18 protein-coding genes are annotated in these 21,797 nt (G+C 39.2%); 3 read left to right on the forward strand and 15 right to left on the reverse strand.

All coding sequences use genetic code 11. The features are described from left to right. Window positions 1-537: 537 nt before the first annotated feature. The gene (locus LKF16_RS05280; RefSeq protein ID WP_291469323.1) at window positions 538-804 is read left to right on the forward strand and encodes an ACT domain-containing protein; all 267 of its coding nucleotides are present in this window, start codon (window positions 538-540) and stop codon (window positions 802-804) included. Between the two features lie 9 nt (window positions 805-813). After that, the gene (locus LKF16_RS05285) at window positions 814-2,157 is read left to right on the forward strand and encodes a PFL family protein (RefSeq protein WP_291469324.1); all 1,344 of its coding nucleotides are present in this window, start codon (window positions 814-816) and stop codon (window positions 2,155-2,157) included. A gap of 337 nt (window positions 2,158-2,494) precedes the next feature. On the opposite strand, the gene rlmD is transcribed toward LKF16_RS05285, so the two are convergent. The 13 genes from rlmD to LKF16_RS05350 form a co-directional block, all read right to left on the reverse strand. Then, window positions 2,495-3,850: a 23S rRNA (uracil(1939)-C(5))-methyltransferase RlmD gene (rlmD, locus tag LKF16_RS05290; RefSeq protein WP_291469325.1), complete on the reverse strand. Its 1,356-nt coding sequence runs from the start codon at window positions 3,848-3,850 to the stop codon at window positions 2,495-2,497. Window positions 3,851-3,925: 75 nt separating this feature from the next. Further along, window positions 3,926-4,912 (reverse strand): diacylglycerol kinase, encoded by a 987-nt coding sequence (locus tag LKF16_RS05295; protein ID WP_291469326.1) that lies wholly within the window; start codon window positions 4,910-4,912, stop codon window positions 3,926-3,928. 13 nt (window positions 4,913-4,925) lie between these two features. Continuing rightward, the gene (gene gatB, locus LKF16_RS05300; RefSeq protein ID WP_291469328.1) at window positions 4,926-6,353 is read right to left on the reverse strand and encodes an Asp-tRNA(Asn)/Glu-tRNA(Gln) amidotransferase subunit GatB; all 1,428 of its coding nucleotides are present in this window, start codon (window positions 6,351-6,353) and stop codon (window positions 4,926-4,928) included. Continuing rightward, entirely contained in the window at window positions 6,353-7,810 is a 1,458-nt protein-coding gene (gene gatA / locus LKF16_RS05305; protein ID WP_291469330.1) for an Asp-tRNA(Asn)/Glu-tRNA(Gln) amidotransferase subunit GatA, read from the reverse strand. The genes gatB and gatA overlap by 1 nt, the downstream gene beginning before the upstream one ends. A gap of 2 nt (window positions 7,811-7,812) precedes the next feature. After that, entirely contained in the window at window positions 7,813-8,109 is a 297-nt protein-coding gene (gene gatC / locus LKF16_RS05310) for an Asp-tRNA(Asn)/Glu-tRNA(Gln) amidotransferase subunit GatC (RefSeq protein WP_291469332.1), read from the reverse strand. A gap of 14 nt (window positions 8,110-8,123) precedes the next feature. After that, window positions 8,124-9,260: a CamS family sex pheromone protein gene (locus tag LKF16_RS05315; protein WP_291469334.1), complete on the reverse strand. Its 1,137-nt coding sequence runs from the start codon at window positions 9,258-9,260 to the stop codon at window positions 8,124-8,126. Between the two features lie 83 nt (window positions 9,261-9,343). Then, on the reverse strand, window positions 9,344-11,368 hold the full coding sequence (gene ligA, locus LKF16_RS05320; RefSeq protein WP_291469336.1) for an NAD-dependent DNA ligase LigA: 2,025 nt from the start codon (window positions 11,366-11,368) through the stop codon (window positions 9,344-9,346). A 12-nt stretch (window positions 11,369-11,380) separates the two neighbouring features. Next, complete coding sequence (gene pcrA / locus LKF16_RS05325; protein WP_291469338.1) at window positions 11,381-13,633, reverse strand: DNA helicase PcrA; 2,253 nt, start codon at window positions 13,631-13,633, stop codon at window positions 11,381-11,383. Between the two features lie 792 nt (window positions 13,634-14,425). Continuing rightward, the gene (gene purB, locus LKF16_RS05330) at window positions 14,426-15,721 is read right to left on the reverse strand and encodes an adenylosuccinate lyase (protein ID WP_291469339.1); all 1,296 of its coding nucleotides are present in this window, start codon (window positions 15,719-15,721) and stop codon (window positions 14,426-14,428) included. Between the two features lie 3 nt (window positions 15,722-15,724). Continuing rightward, entirely contained in the window at window positions 15,725-16,855 is a 1,131-nt protein-coding gene (locus LKF16_RS05335) for an ATP-grasp domain-containing protein (protein WP_291469341.1), read from the reverse strand. A gap of 19 nt (window positions 16,856-16,874) precedes the next feature. Further along, a complete protein-coding gene (locus LKF16_RS05340) occupies window positions 16,875-17,456 on the reverse strand; it encodes a xanthine phosphoribosyltransferase (protein ID WP_291469343.1) in 582 nt (193 codons plus the stop codon). Between the two features lie 52 nt (window positions 17,457-17,508). Next, complete coding sequence (locus LKF16_RS05345; RefSeq protein WP_291469344.1) at window positions 17,509-18,150, reverse strand: glycoside hydrolase family 73 protein; 642 nt, start codon at window positions 18,148-18,150, stop codon at window positions 17,509-17,511. Between the two features lie 240 nt (window positions 18,151-18,390). Next, a complete protein-coding gene (locus tag LKF16_RS05350) occupies window positions 18,391-18,591 on the reverse strand; it encodes a cold-shock protein (RefSeq protein ID WP_125708523.1) in 201 nt (66 codons plus the stop codon). A 364-nt stretch (window positions 18,592-18,955) separates the two neighbouring features. Here LKF16_RS05350 and LKF16_RS05355 point away from each other — a divergent pair, with 364 nt between their 5' ends. Further along, the gene (locus LKF16_RS05355; RefSeq protein WP_291469348.1) at window positions 18,956-20,344 is read left to right on the forward strand and encodes a DUF6056 family protein; all 1,389 of its coding nucleotides are present in this window, start codon (window positions 18,956-18,958) and stop codon (window positions 20,342-20,344) included. A 43-nt stretch (window positions 20,345-20,387) separates the two neighbouring features. Here LKF16_RS05355 and rbsK read toward each other — a convergent pair whose 3' ends face one another. Then, a complete protein-coding gene (gene rbsK, locus LKF16_RS05360) occupies window positions 20,388-21,305 on the reverse strand; it encodes a ribokinase (RefSeq protein WP_291469350.1) in 918 nt (305 codons plus the stop codon). A 30-nt stretch (window positions 21,306-21,335) separates the two neighbouring features. Beyond that, window positions 21,336-21,731: a D-ribose pyranase gene (gene rbsD / locus LKF16_RS05365; RefSeq protein WP_291469352.1), complete on the reverse strand. Its 396-nt coding sequence runs from the start codon at window positions 21,729-21,731 to the stop codon at window positions 21,336-21,338. Window positions 21,732-21,797 lie beyond the last annotated feature (66 nt).

Raw genomic sequence — 21,797 nt, forward strand, 5'->3', positions numbered from 1 at the left:
AGGTGCCATTTTTTTGAACAATCATTAAATTTTAAGGAATTAGGTTGATCAAATTAAAGTTTATTTATCTGTGTCTCATGCCCTCACCAACACATGCTTAGAGAACTTGAACTAACGTTATTTAGATCGAAGATGAAGGAACTTCGGCTTAAAAAATCCAAGTAATGGAAAATATACATGGCATTCCATCTTTCAATCATACTTAGAGAACTCAAACTAATGCTGTTTAGACGGAGAACGAAAATCGCGTGGGGACCAAATGCTGAAATCATCCTTAGCAATTTATTGCTTAGGATGAGGCCAAGCTTTAAGACAAGCCGTCACGCAGTGGCACTTGGCTTAAAGTTGTGCCCAGCATGTCACGGATCCCCGGAAGCGATTTTCGTTCGGAGTCGGGTACCAACGTATTATTAAAATCAAAGACTTTTTATTAGGAAAAATCCTCATGACAGTTGTTAAGAAAACATTTATCGTTTATGCTTAATTAAAACATTTCTAAGAAATATTTTTTTAGCACAAAGAGGAAGAAGGATTACCATGAAAGCAATTTTGACAGTTGTCGGTCGTGACAAAACCGGAATCGTTGCTGCAGTAGCCAATAAACTAGCAGAACTAAACGTCAACATCATCGACATCTCACAAACATTAATGCAAGGAAACTTCACCATGATGATGATGGTATCGATCGATGAATCAACCAAATTTGATACCGTCAAAAACTCACTCTCACAATTAGGCCAAGAATCAAACTTAGACATCAGAATCCAGCGCCAAGAAATTTTCGACGCTACGCAAAAACTATAGGAGGTCGCAATGGAAACTCATTCTATTTTAGAAACGATTCAAATGATCTCCGAGGAAAAATTGGATATCAGAACCATTACCATGGGTATTTCACTGATCGACTGTATCGATTCTGATGGTGAAAAAGCCCGTCAAAAAATTTACAAAAAACTAACTACCAAAGCCAAGGATTTAGTCAAAGTAGCTGAACAAATCGAATCTGAATACGGAATTCCCATCGTCAACAAACGTATTTCCGTAACGCCAATTTCAATCGTGGCTGCCGCATCAAACGATAAAGACTACGTTGCTTTTGCCAAGACGATGGACCAAGCTGCCAGTGACTTAGGAGTTGATTTAATTGGCGGGTTTACTGCCCTAGTTCCAAAGGGATATCAAACCGGTGATGGAAAATTGATTCAATCGATTCCTCAAGCACTGAGTGAAACTAGTCGCGTTTGTGGTTCCGTCAATGTTGGTTCCACTCGTTCAGGTATCAACTTAGATGCAGTTAAACAAATGGGACAAGTCGTAAAAGATCTCGCGGCTGTTGACCCAGTTAACTGCATGAGCTTAGTGATTTTTGCCAATGCAGTTGAAGATAATCCTTTTATGGCAGGTGCCTTTCATGGTGTCGGCGAAGCTGATTGTGTTATCAACGTTGGTATTTCTGGACCAGGCGTTGTCAAACGTGCTTTGGAACAAGTCAAAGGTCAACCAATCGACATTGTTTCAGAAACTATCAAGAAAACAGCCTTTAAAGTTACTAGAATGGGCCAATTCGTTGGAAATATCGCTTCTAAGGCCTTAAACGTTCCATTTGGTATCGTTGACCTATCGCTTGCTCCAACGCCTAATGAGGGCGATTCTGTAGCAGAAATCCTTGAAGAGATCGGTCTAGAAAGTGTCGGTGCACCCGGAACTACTGCCGCACTTGCCTTACTAAACGATGCTGTTAAAAAAGGTGGCGTTATGGCCTGTGAACATGTCGGTGGACTTTCAGGTGCCTTTATTCCAGTTTCAGAAGATGCTGAAATGATCCGTGCCGTTAACGCTGGTAACCTCAACATTGAAAAACTCGAAGCCATGACTGCTGTTTGTTCAGTTGGTCTAGACATGATTGCCATTCCTGGTGACACCACAGCTGAAACGATCAGTGGAATGATTGCTGATGAAGCAGCTATCGGTGTGATCAACAACAAGACCACAGCCGTTAGAATCATCCCTGCTACTGGTAAAAAAGTCGGAGACACAGTTGAGTTTGGCGGATTGTTTGGTCAAGCACCCGTAATGCCAGTAAATACCAACAGTCCCGCAGACTTTATCCACCGTGGTGGACACATCCCATCACCAATCCATTCATTTAAAAATTAAAAGTAATTAATTACCTGTTAAATACCTAGTTTGATTTCTTTTCATGAAGAATCAAGCTATTTTTTTGGAAAAAAAAACTAGTTCAGATTTAACTGAACTAGTTATGAAATTAAATTTTAGACAAAAAAGAGCCCACACACTGTGAGCTCCGTGGTAAAAACCATCAGTCTTCCAAACGCCTAAGCGCCGACCGAATTATATTTTCACCGAGGTTTGGCACCGACAAGAAGTATCGCATGTTTAGCAAGTTCCGTCAATCAAAAAAACTGACTATCGCAACGATGGTCAGTTTTTTTATTGCCTCAAACGCGCCGACACACACTGTGACAACGCTCTTTTACTTGCGTGTTAAAGCTGTAACTGATTCGATATGATTTGTCATTGGGAACATATCTACTGGTGTTGTCTCTTTGATCTCATAAGTATCGCTCAAAGCCTTCAAGTCACGTGTCAATGTTGCTGGGTTGCAACTGACATAAACGATCTTCTTAGGTTTGATGTTGTTGATACTGTCGATCAATGATTGAGCTAGTCCCTTACGAGGAGGATCGACCATCAATAGATCAACTTTACGCTTGTCTTTTGCCCAGTCGTTCAAGACATTTTCTGTCTTGCCAACAAGGAAATCCGCATTAGTAATGTCGTTGATATCAGCATTTTGCGAAGCATCCTTAACGGCGTCTTCGACTACTTCGATCCCAGTAACTTTTTTGACCTTATCAGCTAATGAAAGTCCAATTGTACCAATACCTGAATAAGCATCGACAACCGTTTCGTTGCCCTTTAGATCTGCTTTATCAATTGCTAGTTGGTATAACTTTTGAGTTTGAATTGGATTTACTTGGTAGAACGAACGTGGTGAGATTCGATAAGTATGTCCTAGTAATTCATCATCAATATATGGGCTTCCAGCAAGCAACATCATTTCATTTCCTAAAATAACGTTAGTCTTTTTCTCATTGATGTTTAAGTAGAGAGATTTAACGTCTTCATTAGCCATGATCTCGTTTGTGATGTCCTTGTAGTGGGAAATATCACGAACACGAGATACTAAGACAACCATCATTTCACCGGTGTAATAAGCGCGACGAACCATGATAGTTCTGATTTGCCCTTTATGGTTTTCTTCATCAAATCCACGTACCTTATATTTACGTAAAATATCACGAACACGAATGATCTCAGCATCGATCTTAGGATCTTGGATCAAGAAATCTTCCATCGGAATCAAATCGTGTGAGTGACGACGGTAAAAACCAGTTGTCAACTTGCCATCAATTTGGCGAACTGGGACTTGAGCTTTATTACGATAGTGGAATGGATCATCCATACCTAAAGTATCGTTAACTTTAATGTCCAAATGTGCCTTTTGATAATTCACTTCAATTTGATGTTGCTTAAACTTCAATTGTTGTGCATATGACAAATGACTCAATGGAGCAATTCCTGTTTGAACATAAACGTTATCAATGTCTTCGACACGATCTGGGGATTTTTTGATGATGTCTAAAGCCTTGGCAAAACCGTAGCTCTTGCCCACTTTAGTGAATACTGCATTAACAGTTTCACCAGGCAGTGCATTGTCAACGAACAAAGTAAAATCATCAACTTTAGCAACACCTTTTCCCTCATAAGAAAGATCGTTGATCGATAATTCTAGCTTGTCATTCTTTTTCAAATTAGGTTTATCCATATTTCTCCTTTTATTGGAACGCCTAATGCAAACAATGCGTGCGCTCCTTACATAAAAAAACAGCCCTAGGGACTGTTAATCTAATTTCTTTTCTTCTTCGATTATTTTTTGGCCGATATCTTTTTCTTCAATGCTTCTAGTATCCAAAGCTTTAGAAGGAATCGAATCGACATTTGCATACATTCTAACATGATTATGAAGATTCTTGAACTTCATTGGTGCATCTCCACCATATTCTCCGTCCAAGTTGATCATGATGCGACTGTCATCGTTTGCTTTAACGGTGATTTCTTTAGTCTTAGTGTAGATAACTTTGGGGTTATCAACGTGGCGTCCGCCGTTTAAAACTAGCGTGATCAAATGAACTAAATCACGCAAATTAGTTTCTTTAACGATGATCAATGAGAAAGTACCATCGCCAATGATCGAGTCTGGAGCAATTTGTTCCATACCACCGATCGAATTGGTTAATCCAATCAAAAACATTGTAGCTTTCCCATCAAAAACGCCATTATCGTATTCAATATGCATGTCAATTGGACTTACACGTGGAAGCATTTCAGCGCCTCGAACAATGTAAGCAAGGTATCCCAAAATAGACTTGTATGCTGAAGGAACTTCATAAGTTAGTTCAGTCATTGAGCCACCACCGGCGATATTAATAAAATAGTGATCGCCAGCTTGGCCAATATCAACATCAAGCTTTTGCTTTTTGAGAATAACTTTAGCTGCCTCCACGACATCATCACGTGGGATCTTTAAAGCACGGGCATAGTCGTTCGTAGTTCCGGCAGGGATAATTGCCATTTCTGGACGATGTTCCAAATCGGCAATACCATTAATGACCTCATTAATAGTTCCATCGCCACCAGCTGCAACGACTAAATCAAAGCCTTCTTGAGCAACTCTTCGAGCTTCTTTTAAAGCCGACTTTTTCTTGGCAGTTGTTCGATATGCGCTAGCTTCATAGCCAGCCTCTTCCAAGACGTTTAATATGTCTCCAACATTATTAGGCAATGTTTCATGCCCAGACGTAGGATTATAAATCAATCTAGCACGCATATAATACTCCTCGCTAACGGCTATTTAGTTCTTCCATCAAGATCTTGTTAACGACCTTTGGATTAGCTTGTCCATGAGTTTGTTTCATAATTTGTCCAACTAAGAAACCAACTGCACGGTCTTTACCATTTTTAAAGTCATCAATAGATTGTTGGTTATTATCCAAAACTCCAATGATCATAGGTTTCAAGACATTTGGATCTGATTCTTGGATCAGACCTTTTTCTTTGACCCAACCTTCAGGTTCTGTTCCATTACTGATTGTTTCTTGGAAAACCTTCTTGGCGATCTTCGATGAAATAGTTCCATCAGAGATCAAATTGATCATTTTAGCTAGATGTTCTGGTGTCAATTTAGTTTGTAGCAAACCGATTTTCTTTTCGTTCAAATATCCGTTTACTTCACCCATCAACCAGTTAGAAACTAGTTTTGGATTTGCGTCAAACTTAACTGTTTCATCAAAGAAGTCTGACATTTCCTTTGTATCTGTCAAAACGCCGGCATCGTATTCAGGAATTCCTAATTCGTTGATATATCTTGCACGACGATCTTCAGCAGGTTCAGGAAGAGAATCTTTGATTTGTTTGATCCAAGCAGGGTCAATGTCAAAAGCTGGTAGATCTGGTTCTGGGAAATAACGATAATCATCCGCACCAGACTTAACACGCATCAAGACTGTTTCGCCTGATTTTTCATCAAAACGACGAGTTTCTTGACCAATTGTGCCACCATTCTTCAAAATAGCTGATTGACGTTTTTCTTCATAAGCAAGACCTTGCTTAACAAAGTTAAACGAGTTCAAGTTTTTCAATTCGACTTTAGTACCTAATTTATCGGATCCAATTGGTGTGATAGAAATGTTGGTATCAACACGCATTGAACCTTCTTCCATCTTAACGTCTGATGCACCAGTAAATTGCACGATCTGACGGAGCTTTTCAAGGTATGCATAAGCTTCTTCAGGTGAATGCATATCAGCTTTTGAAACAATTTCAACTAGCGGTGTTCCTTGACGGTTCAAGTCAACGAATGAGCTATTGCCAATATGTGTATTCTTACCGGCATCTTCTTCAACGTGAAGTTCTTCGATACCGATCTTCTTCTTTTTGCCGCCGACTTCAACTTCTAGCCAGCCGTCATGCCCTAGTGGCTTTTCATGTTGTGTTAATTGATAAGCCTTTGGGTTATCTGGGTAGAAATAGTTCTTACGATCAAAATGAGTGTGTTGTTCGATCTCTGCATTAAGTGCCAAGGCAACCATAACGCCTAAACGGTATCCACCCTTGTTAACTGAAGGAAGTACACCTGGAAAACCAAAGTCGATAACATTGGTATTTGTATTAGGTTCTGCACCATATGCAACTGGTGAAGGACTAAACATCTTTGAGAGGGTCTTTAATTCAACGTGGACTTCTAGACCGATTGTTGTTTCAAAATTCATTAGTCTTCCTCCTTTAATGCAGTTGGGATTTGTTCATAAAATTTGTTTTCTTCTTGGAGTGCATAAGCAGCGTTGAAAATTGATTGTTCATCAAATTTCTTAGCCATCAATTGTAGACCAACTGGCATATTGTCAGCCAAACCTGCAGGTACCGAAGCAGCTGGCAATCCAGCCAAGTTAGCAGGAATAGTCAAGATATCGTTTCGATACATTGCCAATGGATCATCGACTTTTTCGCCGATACCGAATGCAGTTGTAGTTGTAACTGGTCCGGCAATCAAATCATATTTGCTTAAAACATCGTCCAATTCGTTGATGAATAAGGTTCTAACTTCAGCAGCCTTCTTGAAGTACGCATCATAGGCACCTGCAGAAAGTGCAAATGTTCCTAACATGATACGACGTTTAACTTCATCGCCAAATCCTTCTGAACGTGAGTTAACAAATAATTCTTTGATATTCTTAACGTCTTTAGCACGGAATCCGTAACGAACACCATCATATCTTTGCAAGTTAGAAGATGCTTCTGAAGATGCGATAACGTAATAAACTTCAACCGCATGCTTCAAAGTTGGTAAACTAACTTCTTCAACTGTTGCGCCTAATTTACGATATACATCTAAAGCAGCATCAATTGTCTTAAGAACTTCTGGATTAGTACCTTCATGCCAGAATTCCTTAGGAACAGCAATCTTAACGCCATGCATATCTTTATTCAAGTTAGCACGCCAGTCAGGTACTTCTTTATCTGAACTAGTTGAATCGTGAACATCATGTCCTGCAATAGTTTGAAGAACTTCAGCAGAGTCTTCAACACGTTTTGACATCACGCCGACTTGATCCAAACTTGAACTAAAGGCGACAACGCCCCAACGTGAAACACGACCATAAGTTGGTTTGATACCAAAAATACCATTAAATGATGATGGTTGACGAATTGAGCCACCAGTATCTGTACCTAAAGCAGCGATAGCATCCCCTGCAGCGACTGCCGCAGCAGAACCACCAGATGAACCACCAGGAACCTTGGTGTAATCCCAAGCATTGTGAGATGTTCCGTAGTATGAAGTTTCAGTTGATGAACCCATGGCGAACTCATCTAGGTTAGTCTTACCAACATTAATAGCGCCAGCAGCGTTTAATTTTTCCATAACTGTGGCGTCATAAATAGGCATAAAGTTAGACAAAATTTTACTTGAAGCAGTTGTCAATAAACCGTTTGTCAAAATATTATCCTTGATTGCAATCGGAATACCAGATAATCTGCCGTCAATTCCGGCTTCATCGACCTTTTTAGCATCGTCTGTGGCGTCGTCATTTACAGTAACAAAAGCATTTAGCTTATCTTCTTTACTGTGAATGCGGTCCAAAGTTTCTTTAGTAAGATTTTCAGCAGTGACTTCTTTATTAACTAGCTTGTCATGCAATGAATCGATAGTTTCGTTTAAGTAATCCACGCTTAGTCTTCCTCCTTGTCAACAATTGATGGAACCTTGATCAAGTTGTCTTGAACTTCTGGAACGTTTTCAAGCAATTGTTCTCTAGTTTGAGTATGAACACCCTTGTCTTCGCGGAAGACTGTCTTAGTGTCACCCATGTGGTAAGTTGGTTCAACGCCTTTAGTATCAACAGTTGAAAGGTTACTTGCCATTGTAACGATCTTATCTAGTTGTGAAACGAATCCATCAACCTCATCGTCTTTGAATTTTAAATTTGCTAGTTCAGCAACGTGTAAAATTTCGTCTTTTGAAATCATTATTTTCTCCTTTACTAGTCAGCGTTGTATACGTGTGAATTGAATTTCCCACCAGTACGCGTGATCACTGATTGTTGATTATCAACAGTTTGAATTGAAATATCAAGGTCAGCACCAGAAGGTAAATACTTACCAGCACTGTCTTGGACGAATTGAGTGAAACTAGTAATCTGTGCTAATCCGTCAAATTGCGTATTGATCGTCACATCCAATGACTTCAAACTCTTGCCATCGTAATGTGCTTCAGCAGTAACGCCGGATAAATTAGGGAAGTAATCTTGGATATGCGTCTTAAAGTTAGCAAAAGCATCTGAGTCGCTGCTACTAATAGCATTCTCGTTGTTAACGACTGGAAGCATCTGACTCTTATAGTCTAAGTTCTTCCAATTGCCAAGGTCGCCGCTTTTACTTACTGAATATTGGAAATAATTGCCACCAACTAAAGTATCCTCTGGGGCAACTGAGTATAATCCCACTAAAATAGGAATATTATTCCCAACAGCCTTATCTTGACGCAATCTCTTAACTACTTCAGCAGCAATTTTTTCACCTTGGGCCTTACGGTCTGCAGCGGAGATCTTAGTCTGGAAAGTTGCACCGTATTGTTTCTTTTGGTAATAATCGACTTCGTTCATCGCAATACCAATCGACATCCCTGCTAATTTGTATTTACCATCTTGCTTTTGAAGATAATCTTCTTCAAGCATTTGTTGGAAATACATTGGCGTACGTTTATCAGCATTAGTTGAGCCATTTGAGGCTGGATTTAATCCAGTTGGATTTTTCTTGGATTTTCTAGCTAACCACTTGTTGACCGTTCCGGCTGACAAAATTTGACCTTCTTGGAAAACGTAGTTGTTAGTATCGTATTGTCCTCTTGAAAGTGCCATCAAGCCACTCTCAAAACTACGACTATTAAATTCGTTGCCGTTATCAGAAGCTGTTAAGCCACTGATCGGACTAGTCTTATATTTACCATTTTTCATCAAAACATCGTAATTATTAGAATCACTTGAATTGGTTGTCTGGACAGAAGTCTTGCTATCGTCTCCTCCACCAGAAGATAAACTAGAATTTTGTAAATTCCCACAGGCTGATAGCAGCACCATTGATGCCATTAACAGGGCGGTGGTTTTAATGAATTTTTTCAAAAGTTGTCTCCTTCAACACTTCATCGTTAGTAGGTCCATACCCTTGTATAAAGGCGATTTTAGCTTGAACTATTTACCAACGACTATTCTTCAGTATCGTCCAAATAATCTGACAAAGTCTCTTCGTTGATGATCTGAGTTCCTAGTTGCTCAGCCTTAGTCAACTTGCTGCCGGCTTTTTCACCAGCAATCAAGATGTCAGTCTTCTTAGTGACCGACCCAGTGACCTTAGCACCCATATCTTCAAGCATACTTGTCAATTCTGAACGCTTGTACTTAGTTAAAGTACCAGTTATAACAATTATTTTATCAGTAAAGTGTGTATTTGTTTCATTATTATTAGAACTACCAATAAATTTTGTATTCACTCCTACTGATTTTAATTCATCAATGAGCTTTTGAACATCATTATTATCAAAATAAGTGATGATACTATCGGCAATTATCTCTCCCATAGTATTAACATTTAAAATTTCTTCTTTGGTAGCAGCCATTAAGCCATCTAAATCGCCAAAACTCTCACTCAAAATCCGCGCTGCTTTGGCACCGACGTGACGAATCCCTAAACCAAATAACAAACGTTCAACTGAATTTGCTTTAGAGTTATCGATAGCTGTTAACAAATTGTTGATCGATTTTTCTTTGAATCCATCTAATTGTGACAGGTCATCAGCTGTTAACTTGTATAAGTCAGCTACATCTTCGATCAATTTTTTAGTGTAAAGCTGTTCGATGATCTTAGGACCTAAGCCGTCAATATTCATCGCATTTCTTGAAGCAAAGTGAGTCAATTGTTCTTTGACTTGAGCTGGGCACTTAGGATTAATGCAGCGTAAAGCGACTTCGTCTTCTAAGTGGATCAGTTCGGAATCACAATAAGGACAGTGCGTTGGAATTTCTGCTGGAACCGAATCATCTGGACGTTTGCTCAAAACTACTTGCGAAACTTCTGGAATGATGTCACCTGCTTTGTGCAATAGCACTGTGTCGCCAACTCGAATATCTTTAGCCTTGATCATATCGATATTATGCAACGTTGCTCTGGAAACTGTCGTTCCAGCAAGTTGAACGGGATTCATAACCGCAGTTGGCGTCAAAACACCAGTCCGACCAATCGTCCATTCGATGTCATTAATGACCGTTTCGGCTTGTTCTGGTGGGAACTTGTAAGCAATTTCCCAACGGGGAACTTTAACAGTGTTACCTAAACGTCTTTGAGTTGCTAAGTCATCGACCTTTAGAACCACGCCATCGATTCCATAATCTAGACCATCACGCAACTCGCCGTAATGTTCAATATAATCTTTAACACCCTTTAATCCAGTTGCCACCATTGCAGTTGGATTGACGTGGAATCCTAATTCTTCTAACGTCTGCAAGGCTTGATGCTGAGTTTCAACGTTTAAATCATCAAATGTGACAATTGTATACATGAAAGTATCCAGTTTGCGGTCAGCCGTCACCTTGGGATTTAATTGACGCAAACTCCCAGCTGCAGCATTTCTAGGATTGGCAAAAACTTGTTCACCATTAGCTTCACGATTATTGTTCAAACGTAAAAATTCATTTTTATCCATGAAACATTCGCCACGGACCTCAAAACTTAATGGACGTGGCAATTTTTGTGGGATCGACTTGATAGTCTTTAAATTTTCAGTGACATTTTCACCGATCGTTCCGTTACCACGAGTCGATCCTTGAACTAACACACCATTTTCATAAACTAACGAAATTGCTAAACCGTCAATTTTTAACTCGACATTATAGTCAACTTCTTGACCAACATTTTTTTCAATACGGTCATTCCACTCGGACAATTCGTCTTCTGAAAAAACATCCCCCATTGAAAGCATTGGGATATCGTGCGTGACCTTATTAAATTCAGGATTAACTGCATCACCAACTTGTTGCGACGGCGAATCGGCAGTAACTAACTCTGGAAACTGCTGTTCGATAGCTAATAGTTGGTTATACTTCTGATCGTATTCGCTATCCTCTACTACTGGAGCATCTTTAGTGTAATAAGCATCGCGCCACTCATTTAAAGTATCACGCAATTGCGTCAATTCTTCGTTAGCTTCTTGTTTAGTCATGTTTTGCTCAGCCATTAGTTTCACTCCTTAGTTGGTGACTTTTGTGATTGGTGCAAATTCAGCCAATAATCGTTTGATGCCTTCATTATCAAAAGCTACATCAAGTTCAGCATTTTTGCCATCGCCAGTAACTTTGACAACAGTACCTTCTCCCCACTTCTTGTGGTTGACCTTATCGCCAATGTTCCAGCTGACGTTTTCAGCACCTTGAGCACCGGCAGCCTTGTTGGCTGTTGGTACTTTGTAACTCGAATGTAGAGCTGACTCGCGACGGCGTTTAGCAAACGGCAATTCTTTTTCTTTCAATCTTGGCGATGCCATTGCACCAGCATTAGCATTGACCAAGTTCAAGTTCTCGTCGCCGATTTCATCAACGAAACGAGACATTTGATTGCTTTGGACACGGCCATAAAGCATCCGACTGTAAGCGTTAGTGATAAAAAGTTTTTTCTCAGCACGTGTGATACCAACGTATGCTAGACGGCGTTCTTCTTCCATGTCGTCTTCTTTCATCATTGAACGAGATGATGGGAAGATTCCTTCTTCCATCCCGACTAAGAATACGACTGGAAATTCCAAACCTTTGGCAGCATGCAAGGTCATCAAAGTGACTTCTTTTTGGTCTTCTTCTAGCTCATCTTGGTCGCTAGTTAGTGACAGATCAGTTAAGAATGAAGCCAACCGTGTTTCGTCAATTTCGTCGTCTGGCACGTAAGTCTGATCAAACTGTGTCGTAACAGTTTGCAATTCTTGAATATTTTCGATTCTAGTTTCAGATTCCAAATTGTTTTGTTTATGAAGATCATCCAGATAACCTGAATCATCCAGCAAGTCAGTCATCAATTCGTTCATTGATGAGTTCTCGCTTTCTTTAGCTAACTTAGTGATCATCGTGGCAAAATCACCAATAGTTTTATTTTGCTTGCCACCAATTGGCGATAGATCAATGTTCAAAGACGCTTCAAGCAATGACCAATCATGTTCGTTAGCAAAAGTTTGAAGTTTGTCAATTGTTCCTGGTCCAATACCACGCTTAGGTGAATTGATGACACGTTGGAAACTCATAGAATCTTCTGGATTAGCTACTAAACGCAGATAGGCCAAGATATCTTTAATTTCCTTACGGTCATAGAACTTGTGACCACCAACAATCTTATAAGGAATATTCGACTGCATCAATTTCTCTTCGAATACACGAGATTGCGAGTTAGTCCGATAAAGAATTGCGTAATCGCCGTAATTGAAACCTTTAAGTAATAAATTCTTGATCTGTTCGATTACAAACAAGGCTTCGTCCGATTCATTTTGAGCACGATACAAGTCGATCTTGTCGCCTTGCTTGTTGTCAGTCCAAAGTTCCTTAGGCTTACGATTTTCGTTGTGACTAATAACTTTGTTAGCAGCATTCAAAATTGTTTGCGTAGAACGATAATTTTGTTCGAGCTTGATCGAAGTAGCTTCAGGATAGTCGTCTTCAAAGTCCATGATGTTCTTCATGTTAGCTCCACGCCAGCCATAAATACTCTGGTCAGCATCACCAACAACACAGACATTACGATACTTAGCACCCAAGTGTTTAACCAACTTGTATTGAGCTTCATTAGTATCCTGGTACTCATCAACGTGAATATATTGGAAACGGTCTTGATACTGTTCCAAAACTTCAGGATTCTTATCGAATAAAACGTTAGTCTGCATGATCAAGTCATCAAAGTCCAAAGCTTGATTACGTTCCATTTCTTTTTCGTACAAGTCGTAACAAGTAGCAACTGTTTGTTCAAAAGGCGATTTCGCATTTTTAGCAAATTCTGCCGGTCCTAACAAGTCATTTTTAGCATTACTGATTGCAGCTAAGATTGAACGCGGATCGTATTGCTTAGGATCAAGATTCATACGTTTCAAGATTTGCTTCATCAAAGTACGTTGTTCAGCGGGATCTGAGATCGTAAATGACTTAGAATAGCCGATCTTATCAATATCTCGACGTAAAATACGTACGCAAAGAGAATGGAATGTCGATACCCAAACATCGTCGCCTTCTTCATCCAAAAGATTGCCGATACGTTCTTTCATTTCTTTGGCAGCCTTATTGGTAAATGTGATGGCTAGAACGTGCCATGGCATGACATTCTTTTCTTTGATCAGGTAAGCAACACGGTGGGTCAAAACTCGAGTCTTACCACTACCGGCACCAGCCATGATCAGCAAGGGACCTTCGGTCGCCTTAACGGCCTCTTGTTGTTCTGGATTTAATCCTTTTAATAAACTATCGTCTGACATTAATAACTCTCCAAATCCTTATTAAATCAACATTTTCACGAAAAAACATTCACTTAATATTGTAGCAAATATTCGCATCTTTTAATACTAACACGAACAGTTGTTTTCGTTTTCATTTTTGTGGATAGTTCACTGCCGCTTCCGGGAGGAGATATCTTATCGGCTCTGGATCGTGGTGGACACGACTTGAAGCTCCCCGACTTCGTCGCCGATCTCCAAGCTCGGTCTTTCAGTAAGTCGGAAGACCTTTTCCGACTAACTGAAATTTCACCACTGAGGCCGAACGATATTTCCTCCCTCCAGCTAGTATCCATTACCCAAATCGATTCAAAAGTGTATCTAAAACCGTTTTGGAAGGCAGACATATGCAATATAGACTATCGATTCAAGTTTTGAGTTAAACTTCTACTCGCACTTCGTGCATCGAAAACACGTTCACTCAAATCAGAAGTGAGCCGACTGATTTACATTCTTGAGCAACAAATATCGCATTCTCTTTTTCAAATATATTTAGAGAATTTGACGTAACTATATTTAGACGGAGGACAGAAATCGATGCCCGGCTCAGTAGGGAAGTTGTCCTTGGCTGGCGATGACGCCAGCTTAGGACAAGAGGCAGCTTTGAGATGTTTTCGGTCTGTGAAAATAGCTCAAAGTGTCTCCCCTACGTTCCAGACGAAAGGCAATCGATTTCCGTCCGGAGTCGGCCCGCATACCACCAACAAAACATTCTTAAACCTCAAAACACAAAAAAGCCTCAAGCAAAGAATCCCCTGCTCAAGACCTAATTAATTACTCTAATCCCACACGCTTGAAAATATCATCCACGTGCTTCAAGTGCCAATGATAATCAAAGGCATCATCGAGTTGTTCTTTTGTTAAATTATCAGTCACTCTTGAATCTTGTTCCAATAATGTTCTGAAGTCTTTTCCTTCATCCCATACCTTAGCCGTCAAAGGTTGCACGATATCGTAAGCAGCTTCACGACTTAGTCCAGACTCAACCAACTTCAACAATACACGTTGCGAGTAGATCAAACCGTGTGTAATGTTCATGTTTTCTTTCATCTTGTCTGGGAACACTGTTAGATCCTTAGTGATCTTAGTAAATCTAGTTAAAATGTAATCTAATAGTTCAGTTGTATCTGGAATGATAATTCTTTCAGCTGATGAATGTGAGATATCACGTTCATGCCATAGTGGAATATCTTCCATTGCTGTTAAGGCGTGGCCACGAATTACACGTGCTAAACCTGTAACGTTTTCTGAACCGATTGGGTTACGTTTGTGTGGCATTGCTGATGAACCTTTTTGTCCGGCTGCGAAGTATTCTTCGGCTTCACGGACTTCAGTTCTTTGCAAATGACGTACTTCAAGTGCAAAACGTTCAATTGAAGTAGCGATAATTGCCATGGTTGTAATGTATTCAGCATGCAAGTCACGTGGAAGTACTTGTGTTGAAACTTCTTGGGCACGGATGCCTAGTTGGTTGCAGACAAATGCTTCTACTTCTGGTGGAACGTTAGCAAAACTACCTACAGCACCACTAATTTTTCCAGCTTCAACACCCTTTGCAGCGTGGTCGAAGCGTTCGATATCACGTTTGATCTCTGAGTACCAGTTAGCCAATACTAAACCAAATGTTGTTGGTTCAGCGTGAACTCCGTGAGTACGTCCGATCATAACTGTATCTTTATATTCAATTGCTTTGTTCTTAACTACTTCGAGGAATGTATCGAGATCTTCTCGAATAATGTCGTTAGCTTGCCTCATCAAATATCCATAAGCAGTGTCAACAACGTCAGTTGATGTCAAACCAAAGTGAACCCATTTCTTTTCTTCGCCTAGTGAACGTGAAACGTCACGCGTAAAGGCAACTACATCGTGCTTAGTATCTTTTTCGATCTCAGCAATTTCTGCAACGTCAAACTTTGCGTTTTCAGCAATCTTTTTCACGTCTTCAGCAGGAATTTCACCAAGCTTGCTCCAAGCCTCGCAAGAAGCAATTTCTACTTCTAGCCAAGCTTGAAATTTATTTTGATCAGTCCAAATGGGCTTCATTTTTGGGGTCACATATCTGTCAATCATACTTTACTCTACTCTCCAAATCTTAGTTGATTGAATGTCCTGCTTGAGACTCTCGACACTATCTCCGACCAAAGAAATATAGCCGACATCTCGTGCAGGTTCATTCTTAGCTTTGAAACCAGTGTAGTAGTTAAATTTCCATTGTGCTTTTTCTTGCAATAGATCTAAACTCTGTGGCAGTATTCCTTCAACAATTTTGAGGATAGCAGTATCAACTAATGGATAAATCTCTGGTATTGGCCAGTCGCAAATAGCTCGAATATGGAGCTCAAATTGCGAGATACCAGTAGCCTCCTGATAAACGTTGGCTGCATAATCGATCCCTGGAAAAATACTTTTGACGTACAAAACGTCAGTTTGAGACAAAATAAATCCTATACCAAAAATTCCAACGTAGTCAATATTTTGAGCCACTTGTATAGCAACACGTTGCATCTCGGCCTCGATTGCTGGATCGTTCTTCTTAGCAATATAGGCACTCATCAAGTGGGTCCCGTCATAAACTTCGTGGATCATTGGAAAAGTATGGAGCTTGCCGTTCTTGCTTTTACTGACCATAATTGAAAATTCGGCCTTAGTATCGATCCAAGCTTCCAGAATATAGGTGCCATTTTTAAGCAGGTCCTGGACGTTTTTGACGTCTTCTTCATTGTACATGATATGACGTTTCAGTAGGTCCTGATTTTTTTGAATTGGCTTGATCATACATGGGAAACCAATTTCTTTAACGGCTTTTTGAATGTCATTTACTGTGACAATTGAAAAAAATGGCGGAACATTAATATTTAAATCATTTAAAAATGTTCGTTCAATATAGCGGTCTTGAGCGATTCCCAAAAGTTCAGACCCTTGGGCAACATTGTACTTTTTGCTCAGATCTTCAAGAAGGTGGCTATCAAAATCGTCATCCATATAAAGCATGATATCGCTGCGGTGACCCAATTCGTTTAAGTTTTCGAGGCTTTGAAGCTCGCCAACTAAAAAGCTGTCAGCTGCTTGAGTTGCGATATCGTCAGGTTGATCCGTCAAAAGGACCGTTCGAAATCCCATTCTCTTAGCTTCTAACTCAAACAAATATGTTTCACTGCCACCGCCGATAATTCCTATTGTTTTACCAGGTGCAATAAAAGTCATAACTCCACCTTCCTAAAAATTAGTCTTGCTCTGGTTGAAAGACTACGTGACCGTCTTCAAACGCTTTGATACGTGCCAAAGAGTATACTGGGATTTTCTCTTTGTCGATCAATTGTCTTCCCTTTTGGAATGACTTCTCGATCACGATACCAATACCAACTAAATCTGCTTTTGCATCGTCGATGATTGTACTTAATCCGTTGACTGCTTGACCATTAGCCAAGAAATCATCAATGATCAAAACCTTGTCGTCAGCTGATAAATATTTTTTGGAGATACTGATGTGATTAGAAGTTTTCTTGGTAAATGAATAAACTTCAGATGTATATAAGTCATCTTTGAGCGTTACTGATTTGTGCTTTCTGGCAAATACAACTGGAACTTTGAACTGCAATCCAGTCATAACTGCTGGTGCGATACCTGATGATTCAACAGTTAGAATTTTAGTAACTCCGGCATCTTTGAAATGGTTATAAAATTCTTCGCCCATTTTTTCCATCAAAACGGGGTCGATCTGATGATTTAAAAAGCTATCTACTTTCAAAACATCTTTGCCAATTACTCGACCATCTTTATTGATTCTTTCTTCTAATTCCCTCACGATTTATCTCCCATCATTTTTAATATAAATCTTATCATAAAAAGTGGCGTCATTACTTGATTCCTTGGTCATATTTCATTAAATCGTACTTTTGAATCACATGGATGATTTTTGTGGTGTAACCTGGATCAGTCGCATAGCCATCAGTTTGAAGCGATACTGCTGCTTCGATGTAATCCTTTGAACTGATAACTTGCTGATATTGTGCAGAATTCCAAGTAGTTCCGTTCACTAACAAAAGCGCATGGTCTTTCATCGACTCACGGTAATCGCTGTATGATCGAAAACGCCCATTGATCGTGACCCACTGACCGTCAGTATATTCTCTAGTTTGCAAAACAACTGTATTGCTCGGGTCTTCACCCTTGATACCAAAATAGTTGTTGTACTTGCTAGCTAACGTACTATTGCCCCAGTCACTTTCAAGAATTGCTTGTCCGATCGTGATACTTGGGAGCACACCATATTGATGACCTAATTCGATTGCTTCAGGAGCTACTTTCTTAATGAAAGCATTATGCTCTTTAGCAACCAGATTTGAGGCATCATCTCGTTGTTGGTGCTGCTGATAAGTTCGATATCCAAAGAAACCTAGTACTAGCACTACCAGCACCGCAACGATCATGTAAATATTCTGATTTGAATTCTTTCTACGCCGTCTGCGACGAGGTTTTGTTCTCTTTTTTTGTGGCAACTGATTAATTCCTTAGATTATTTAGTGATTATTATAACGTAGTCATTTCTAAATTTTGAGTTTTCTATTTTTTGTAGTTAAAGTTTAATATTTAGTTGGTTCCGATTTTGAGAATAATACATCGCCAATAAGAAAGCGAATATTATTTAACTTTATTTTTAGAAACGCATCTTAACCTGATGAAATTTTGGATATTAAAAAAGCCAACTCTTACGAGTTGGCTTTCCCTTATTGTTTTAATTAGTTTTTAACAACGTTTGAAGCTTGTGGTCCACGGTCGCTGTCTTCGATATCGAATGTAACAGATTGACCTTCTTCCAAAGTCTTGTAACCGTCACCTTGGATTGCTGAGAAGTGAACGAATACGTCACTACCATCTTCGCGTGTAATAAAACCATAGCCTTTTTCGGCGTTAAACCATTTAACTGTTCCTTGTTCCATCAGACTATTCCTCCTGATAACTAATATTTGTGCATTATCTCGTGGTACTTATGGAAATAGTCCTGAAACCATTTGACCCATTGCCCATTCAAAAATACAACTATTATATTAACATTCTTACAAAATTATTACAATCAGAAAACAGGATAAAATTAAACTTTTATCGCGTTTTATCATATAAATTTAATTATTAAAGCTAAACATTTTGATAACAATTGAACAGGCTTTCAAAATAAATTGAATGCCCTTTCAGTCATATTTAACTCACTTAATATGCTAGAGTGTATTTGTTGGATTGTCAAAAATATCAACTACTTCTTTTTTTCGATATTTTTAAACAATATATTATTTTGGGGAGATCATCGTGACAAGAAAAGTTAACCTATTTTTTTACACAGTGATTTTTATAATATTTGGATTGATCGGTTACTGGATGCCCCTTTTGGGAGACGATTTAAATTGGGGCAGCTTCTTTGGGTTACATTACATCCCTTGGGGTATCTTCTTAAAATATGATGGTAGATATCTCGGCGACCTGTTAGTCATCGGTATGACCAAGTTTCGCCCGCTAGCATTTCTAGCTTACGGATTATTCATGACCTTGATCGTTTATTTAGTCCAAAAGATCCGTGATACCGTTGCTCCGAATAAAAAGCTGAATCTTACTGCTGCCACTTTGACGACGATCTTTATTTTGATCATGCCGAAACTGATTTTTAAACAAATTCTCGGCTGGCATTCAGGTTTTGCTAATTATGTCCCATCGGTAATTTTTCCATTATTCTTTCTATATTTAATTCTTAAAAATTATGATTCAAAAGATTCAAATTACTCTAAAAAAATTCAATATTGGTTGCTAGCTGCATCGCTGTTTGCACAATTTTTTGCCGAACATATTACAATTTTGAACGTGATCAATATCATTGTAGTTTACGGATTCTTCTTAAAACATTTCAACGAAAACTTCCAAAAAATCCTGCAAATGATATTTATCGGTAATCTGACCGGAGCCTTCCTAATGTTCATCAATGGCGCCTATGTTAATTTAATCGTTGGTCATGACAAGTATCGCTCGATCAAATCTGCCGGTTCCACGAACTTATTCCGCTACTTAGATAAAACTTTTTCCCAATCGCAAATTCACGAATTTTATTGGCTGGCACTATTTTTTACAATCTTTACGATTCTGTTGACGCTACGGATCAATAATAAGAAATTAAAGATCATGAATATCTCGCTTTTGCTTTCGGCAATCCTGGCAATTGCCCCATTTATCATTGTTTCACCCTTTGGTTCACGCTGCATGTTTGCAAGCTATGTCTTTTTGATCACGATCCTGATCATTAATTTGGATGGACTGATAACGCCATTGTATCGTCGAATACTCCCAGTATTGCTAGTCTTGATGGTAATTTTAGGTATCAGAATGGATGCCATTTCTCACAGCTACGGCAACACGTACTATTGGAAAGTTCAGTATTCTCGCTATCAAAACCATGCTCCGACTCCTAGAAACGTTCATTTCATGCTGCAATACCGAGATACCAAATATATTTGGATCAACGGGCCTACTCAAGACGATTACAATTTTGATCTACTCTATGCCAAGCATCCCGAAAGAACGAAGATTCCAGTTTCCTACCAAGACTGGACTAGTGCTATGAATTCTCTTCATGGCAAATCATTTAAAAATCAACATGATTACTTAAAAGCTTTTGATGAAAAAATTATTCAGATCCAAAAAAAGCGTTAAAAAAACACACTTCTTGATGAAGTGTGTTTTTTAATATCTGATGTTAAATTTCAACTTGTTTTGCATAAGGAATTGAATTTTGAGCACCCATTGTTTGAACAGTCAAAGATGAAGACTTATTGGCATATGTCATAGCTTCTTCAATGTTGCTCAAGTCATGGTCAAGCTTAGCCATCAAGGCACCAACGAAGGTGTCTCCGGCAGCAGTTGTGTCAATTGCATTAACTTTAAATGCTTTAACAAAACCACTCTTGCCTGATGCAAGTGAGTAGAATGAACCCTTTGATCCAACTGTGATCAAGACTGTTTGAATGCCCATGTCGTGCATTGCATCAGCAGCCTTTTGCATTGATGCATCATCGTCAACGTGAACGCCAGTGATGATCTCTGCTTCAGTTTCATTAGGAGCAATGATGTCTGTCAAGTTTAGCAATTCATCTGGAATCTCACGACGTGATGGTGCTGGGGCTGGGTTCAAGAATGTTAAGACATTGTTTTTCTTAGCAATCTTGAAGGCTTCAACGATTGCTGGAATCGGAACCTCAAATTGAGCAATGATGCAATCAGCATCTTTGATGATGTCTTCAGCTGCATCAATATCAGCTGGCATAACGTCAGCGTTAGCTCCACCGTATACTAAGATACTGTTTTGTCCGCCATCTTGAAGCAAAATATAAGCTTTACCAGTACCCTCAGTTTCTGAATAAGTTACATGGTCCAAATTCAAACCATCTTTTTTGAATGTATCCATCATGAAATCGGCAGCATGATCTTTACCAATTTTTGAAATGAATGATGTTTCTGCTCCGGCACGAACTGCTGCTAGAGCTTGGTTAGCACCCTTACCGCCACCAGCAGTGGAACGATCTTGCATATGCATCGTTTCGCCAGGCTTTGGTAAATGTGAAATATTTAAAATGGTATCAACGTTGATTGATCCCAATACGACGATCTTGTTCATAAAATATACCTTCCAATTAGCTAATTGTTTTTAAAATACTACGCCACTTTCAAGCAAGATGTTTGAATAAGGAGTTTCTTCACCTGTACGGATGAATGCCTTAGTATCGCTGAGATCTTTTTTCATCTTGTCATGTGGAATGAATTCGATTGGTGTATCGCCAATGACTTTTTTAACAGCTGCTAGTTGTTCAGGATTTTGAACTTTCATTTCTTCAGCCAAATAAACTTTTTGAATTTGTAATTCACTCAAAACATTTTCGAGAACTTGCATGAAGCTAGGAATACCTGCTTCAACAGCTAAATCAATTTTTTCAGTACCTGCGGGAACTGGCATACCAGCATCGCCAATACCAATTGTGTCAAAGTGTCCCATTGTTGAGATCACACGTGAAATATCAGAATTAATTACTCTTGTCTTTTTCATAATATCCATCCTTCTTGAAATCGTTTGCAAAAACATTTTAACATCAAAAATATTAATAGTAAATAT

This window comes from Companilactobacillus sp. (assembly GCF_022484265.1).
In the GTDB taxonomy this organism is placed as follows: Bacteria; Bacillota; Bacilli; order Lactobacillales; family Lactobacillaceae; genus Companilactobacillus.

Excerpts from the sequence above, each read along its gene's own strand:
- LKF16_RS05280 (WP_291469323.1), top strand. The coding sequence starts at position 538 with ATGAAAGCAATTTTGACAGTTGTCGGTCGTGACAAAACCGGAATCGTT.
- LKF16_RS05285 (WP_291469324.1), top strand. The coding sequence starts at position 814 with ATGGAAACTCATTCTATTTTAGAAACGATTCAAATGATCTCCGAGGAA.
- rlmD (WP_291469325.1), bottom strand. The coding sequence starts at position 3,850 with ATGGATAAACCTAATTTGAAAAAGAATGACAAGCTAGAATTATCGATC.
- LKF16_RS05295 (WP_291469326.1), bottom strand. The coding sequence starts at position 4,912 with ATGCGTGCTAGATTGATTTATAATCCTACGTCTGGGCATGAAACATTG.
- gatB (WP_291469328.1), bottom strand. The coding sequence starts at position 6,353 with ATGAATTTTGAAACAACAATCGGTCTAGAAGTCCACGTTGAATTAAAG.
- gatC (WP_291469332.1), bottom strand. The coding sequence starts at position 8,109 with ATGATTTCAAAAGACGAAATTTTACACGTTGCTGAACTAGCAAATTTA.
- ligA (WP_291469336.1), bottom strand. The coding sequence starts at position 11,368 with ATGGCTGAGCAAAACATGACTAAACAAGAAGCTAACGAAGAATTGACG.
- pcrA (WP_291469338.1), bottom strand. The coding sequence starts at position 13,633 with ATGTCAGACGATAGTTTATTAAAAGGATTAAATCCAGAACAACAAGAG.
- purB (WP_291469339.1), bottom strand. The coding sequence starts at position 15,721 with ATGATTGACAGATATGTGACCCCAAAAATGAAGCCCATTTGGACTGAT.
- LKF16_RS05335 (WP_291469341.1), bottom strand. The coding sequence starts at position 16,855 with ATGACTTTTATTGCACCTGGTAAAACAATAGGAATTATCGGCGGTGGC.
- LKF16_RS05350 (WP_125708523.1), bottom strand. The coding sequence starts at position 18,591 with ATGGAACAAGGAACAGTTAAATGGTTTAACGCCGAAAAAGGCTATGGT.
- rbsK (WP_291469350.1), bottom strand. The coding sequence starts at position 21,305 with ATGAACAAGATCGTCGTATTGGGATCAATCAACGTTGATACCATTTTA.
- rbsD (WP_291469352.1), bottom strand. The coding sequence starts at position 21,731 with ATGAAAAAGACAAGAGTAATTAATTCTGATATTTCACGTGTGATCTCA.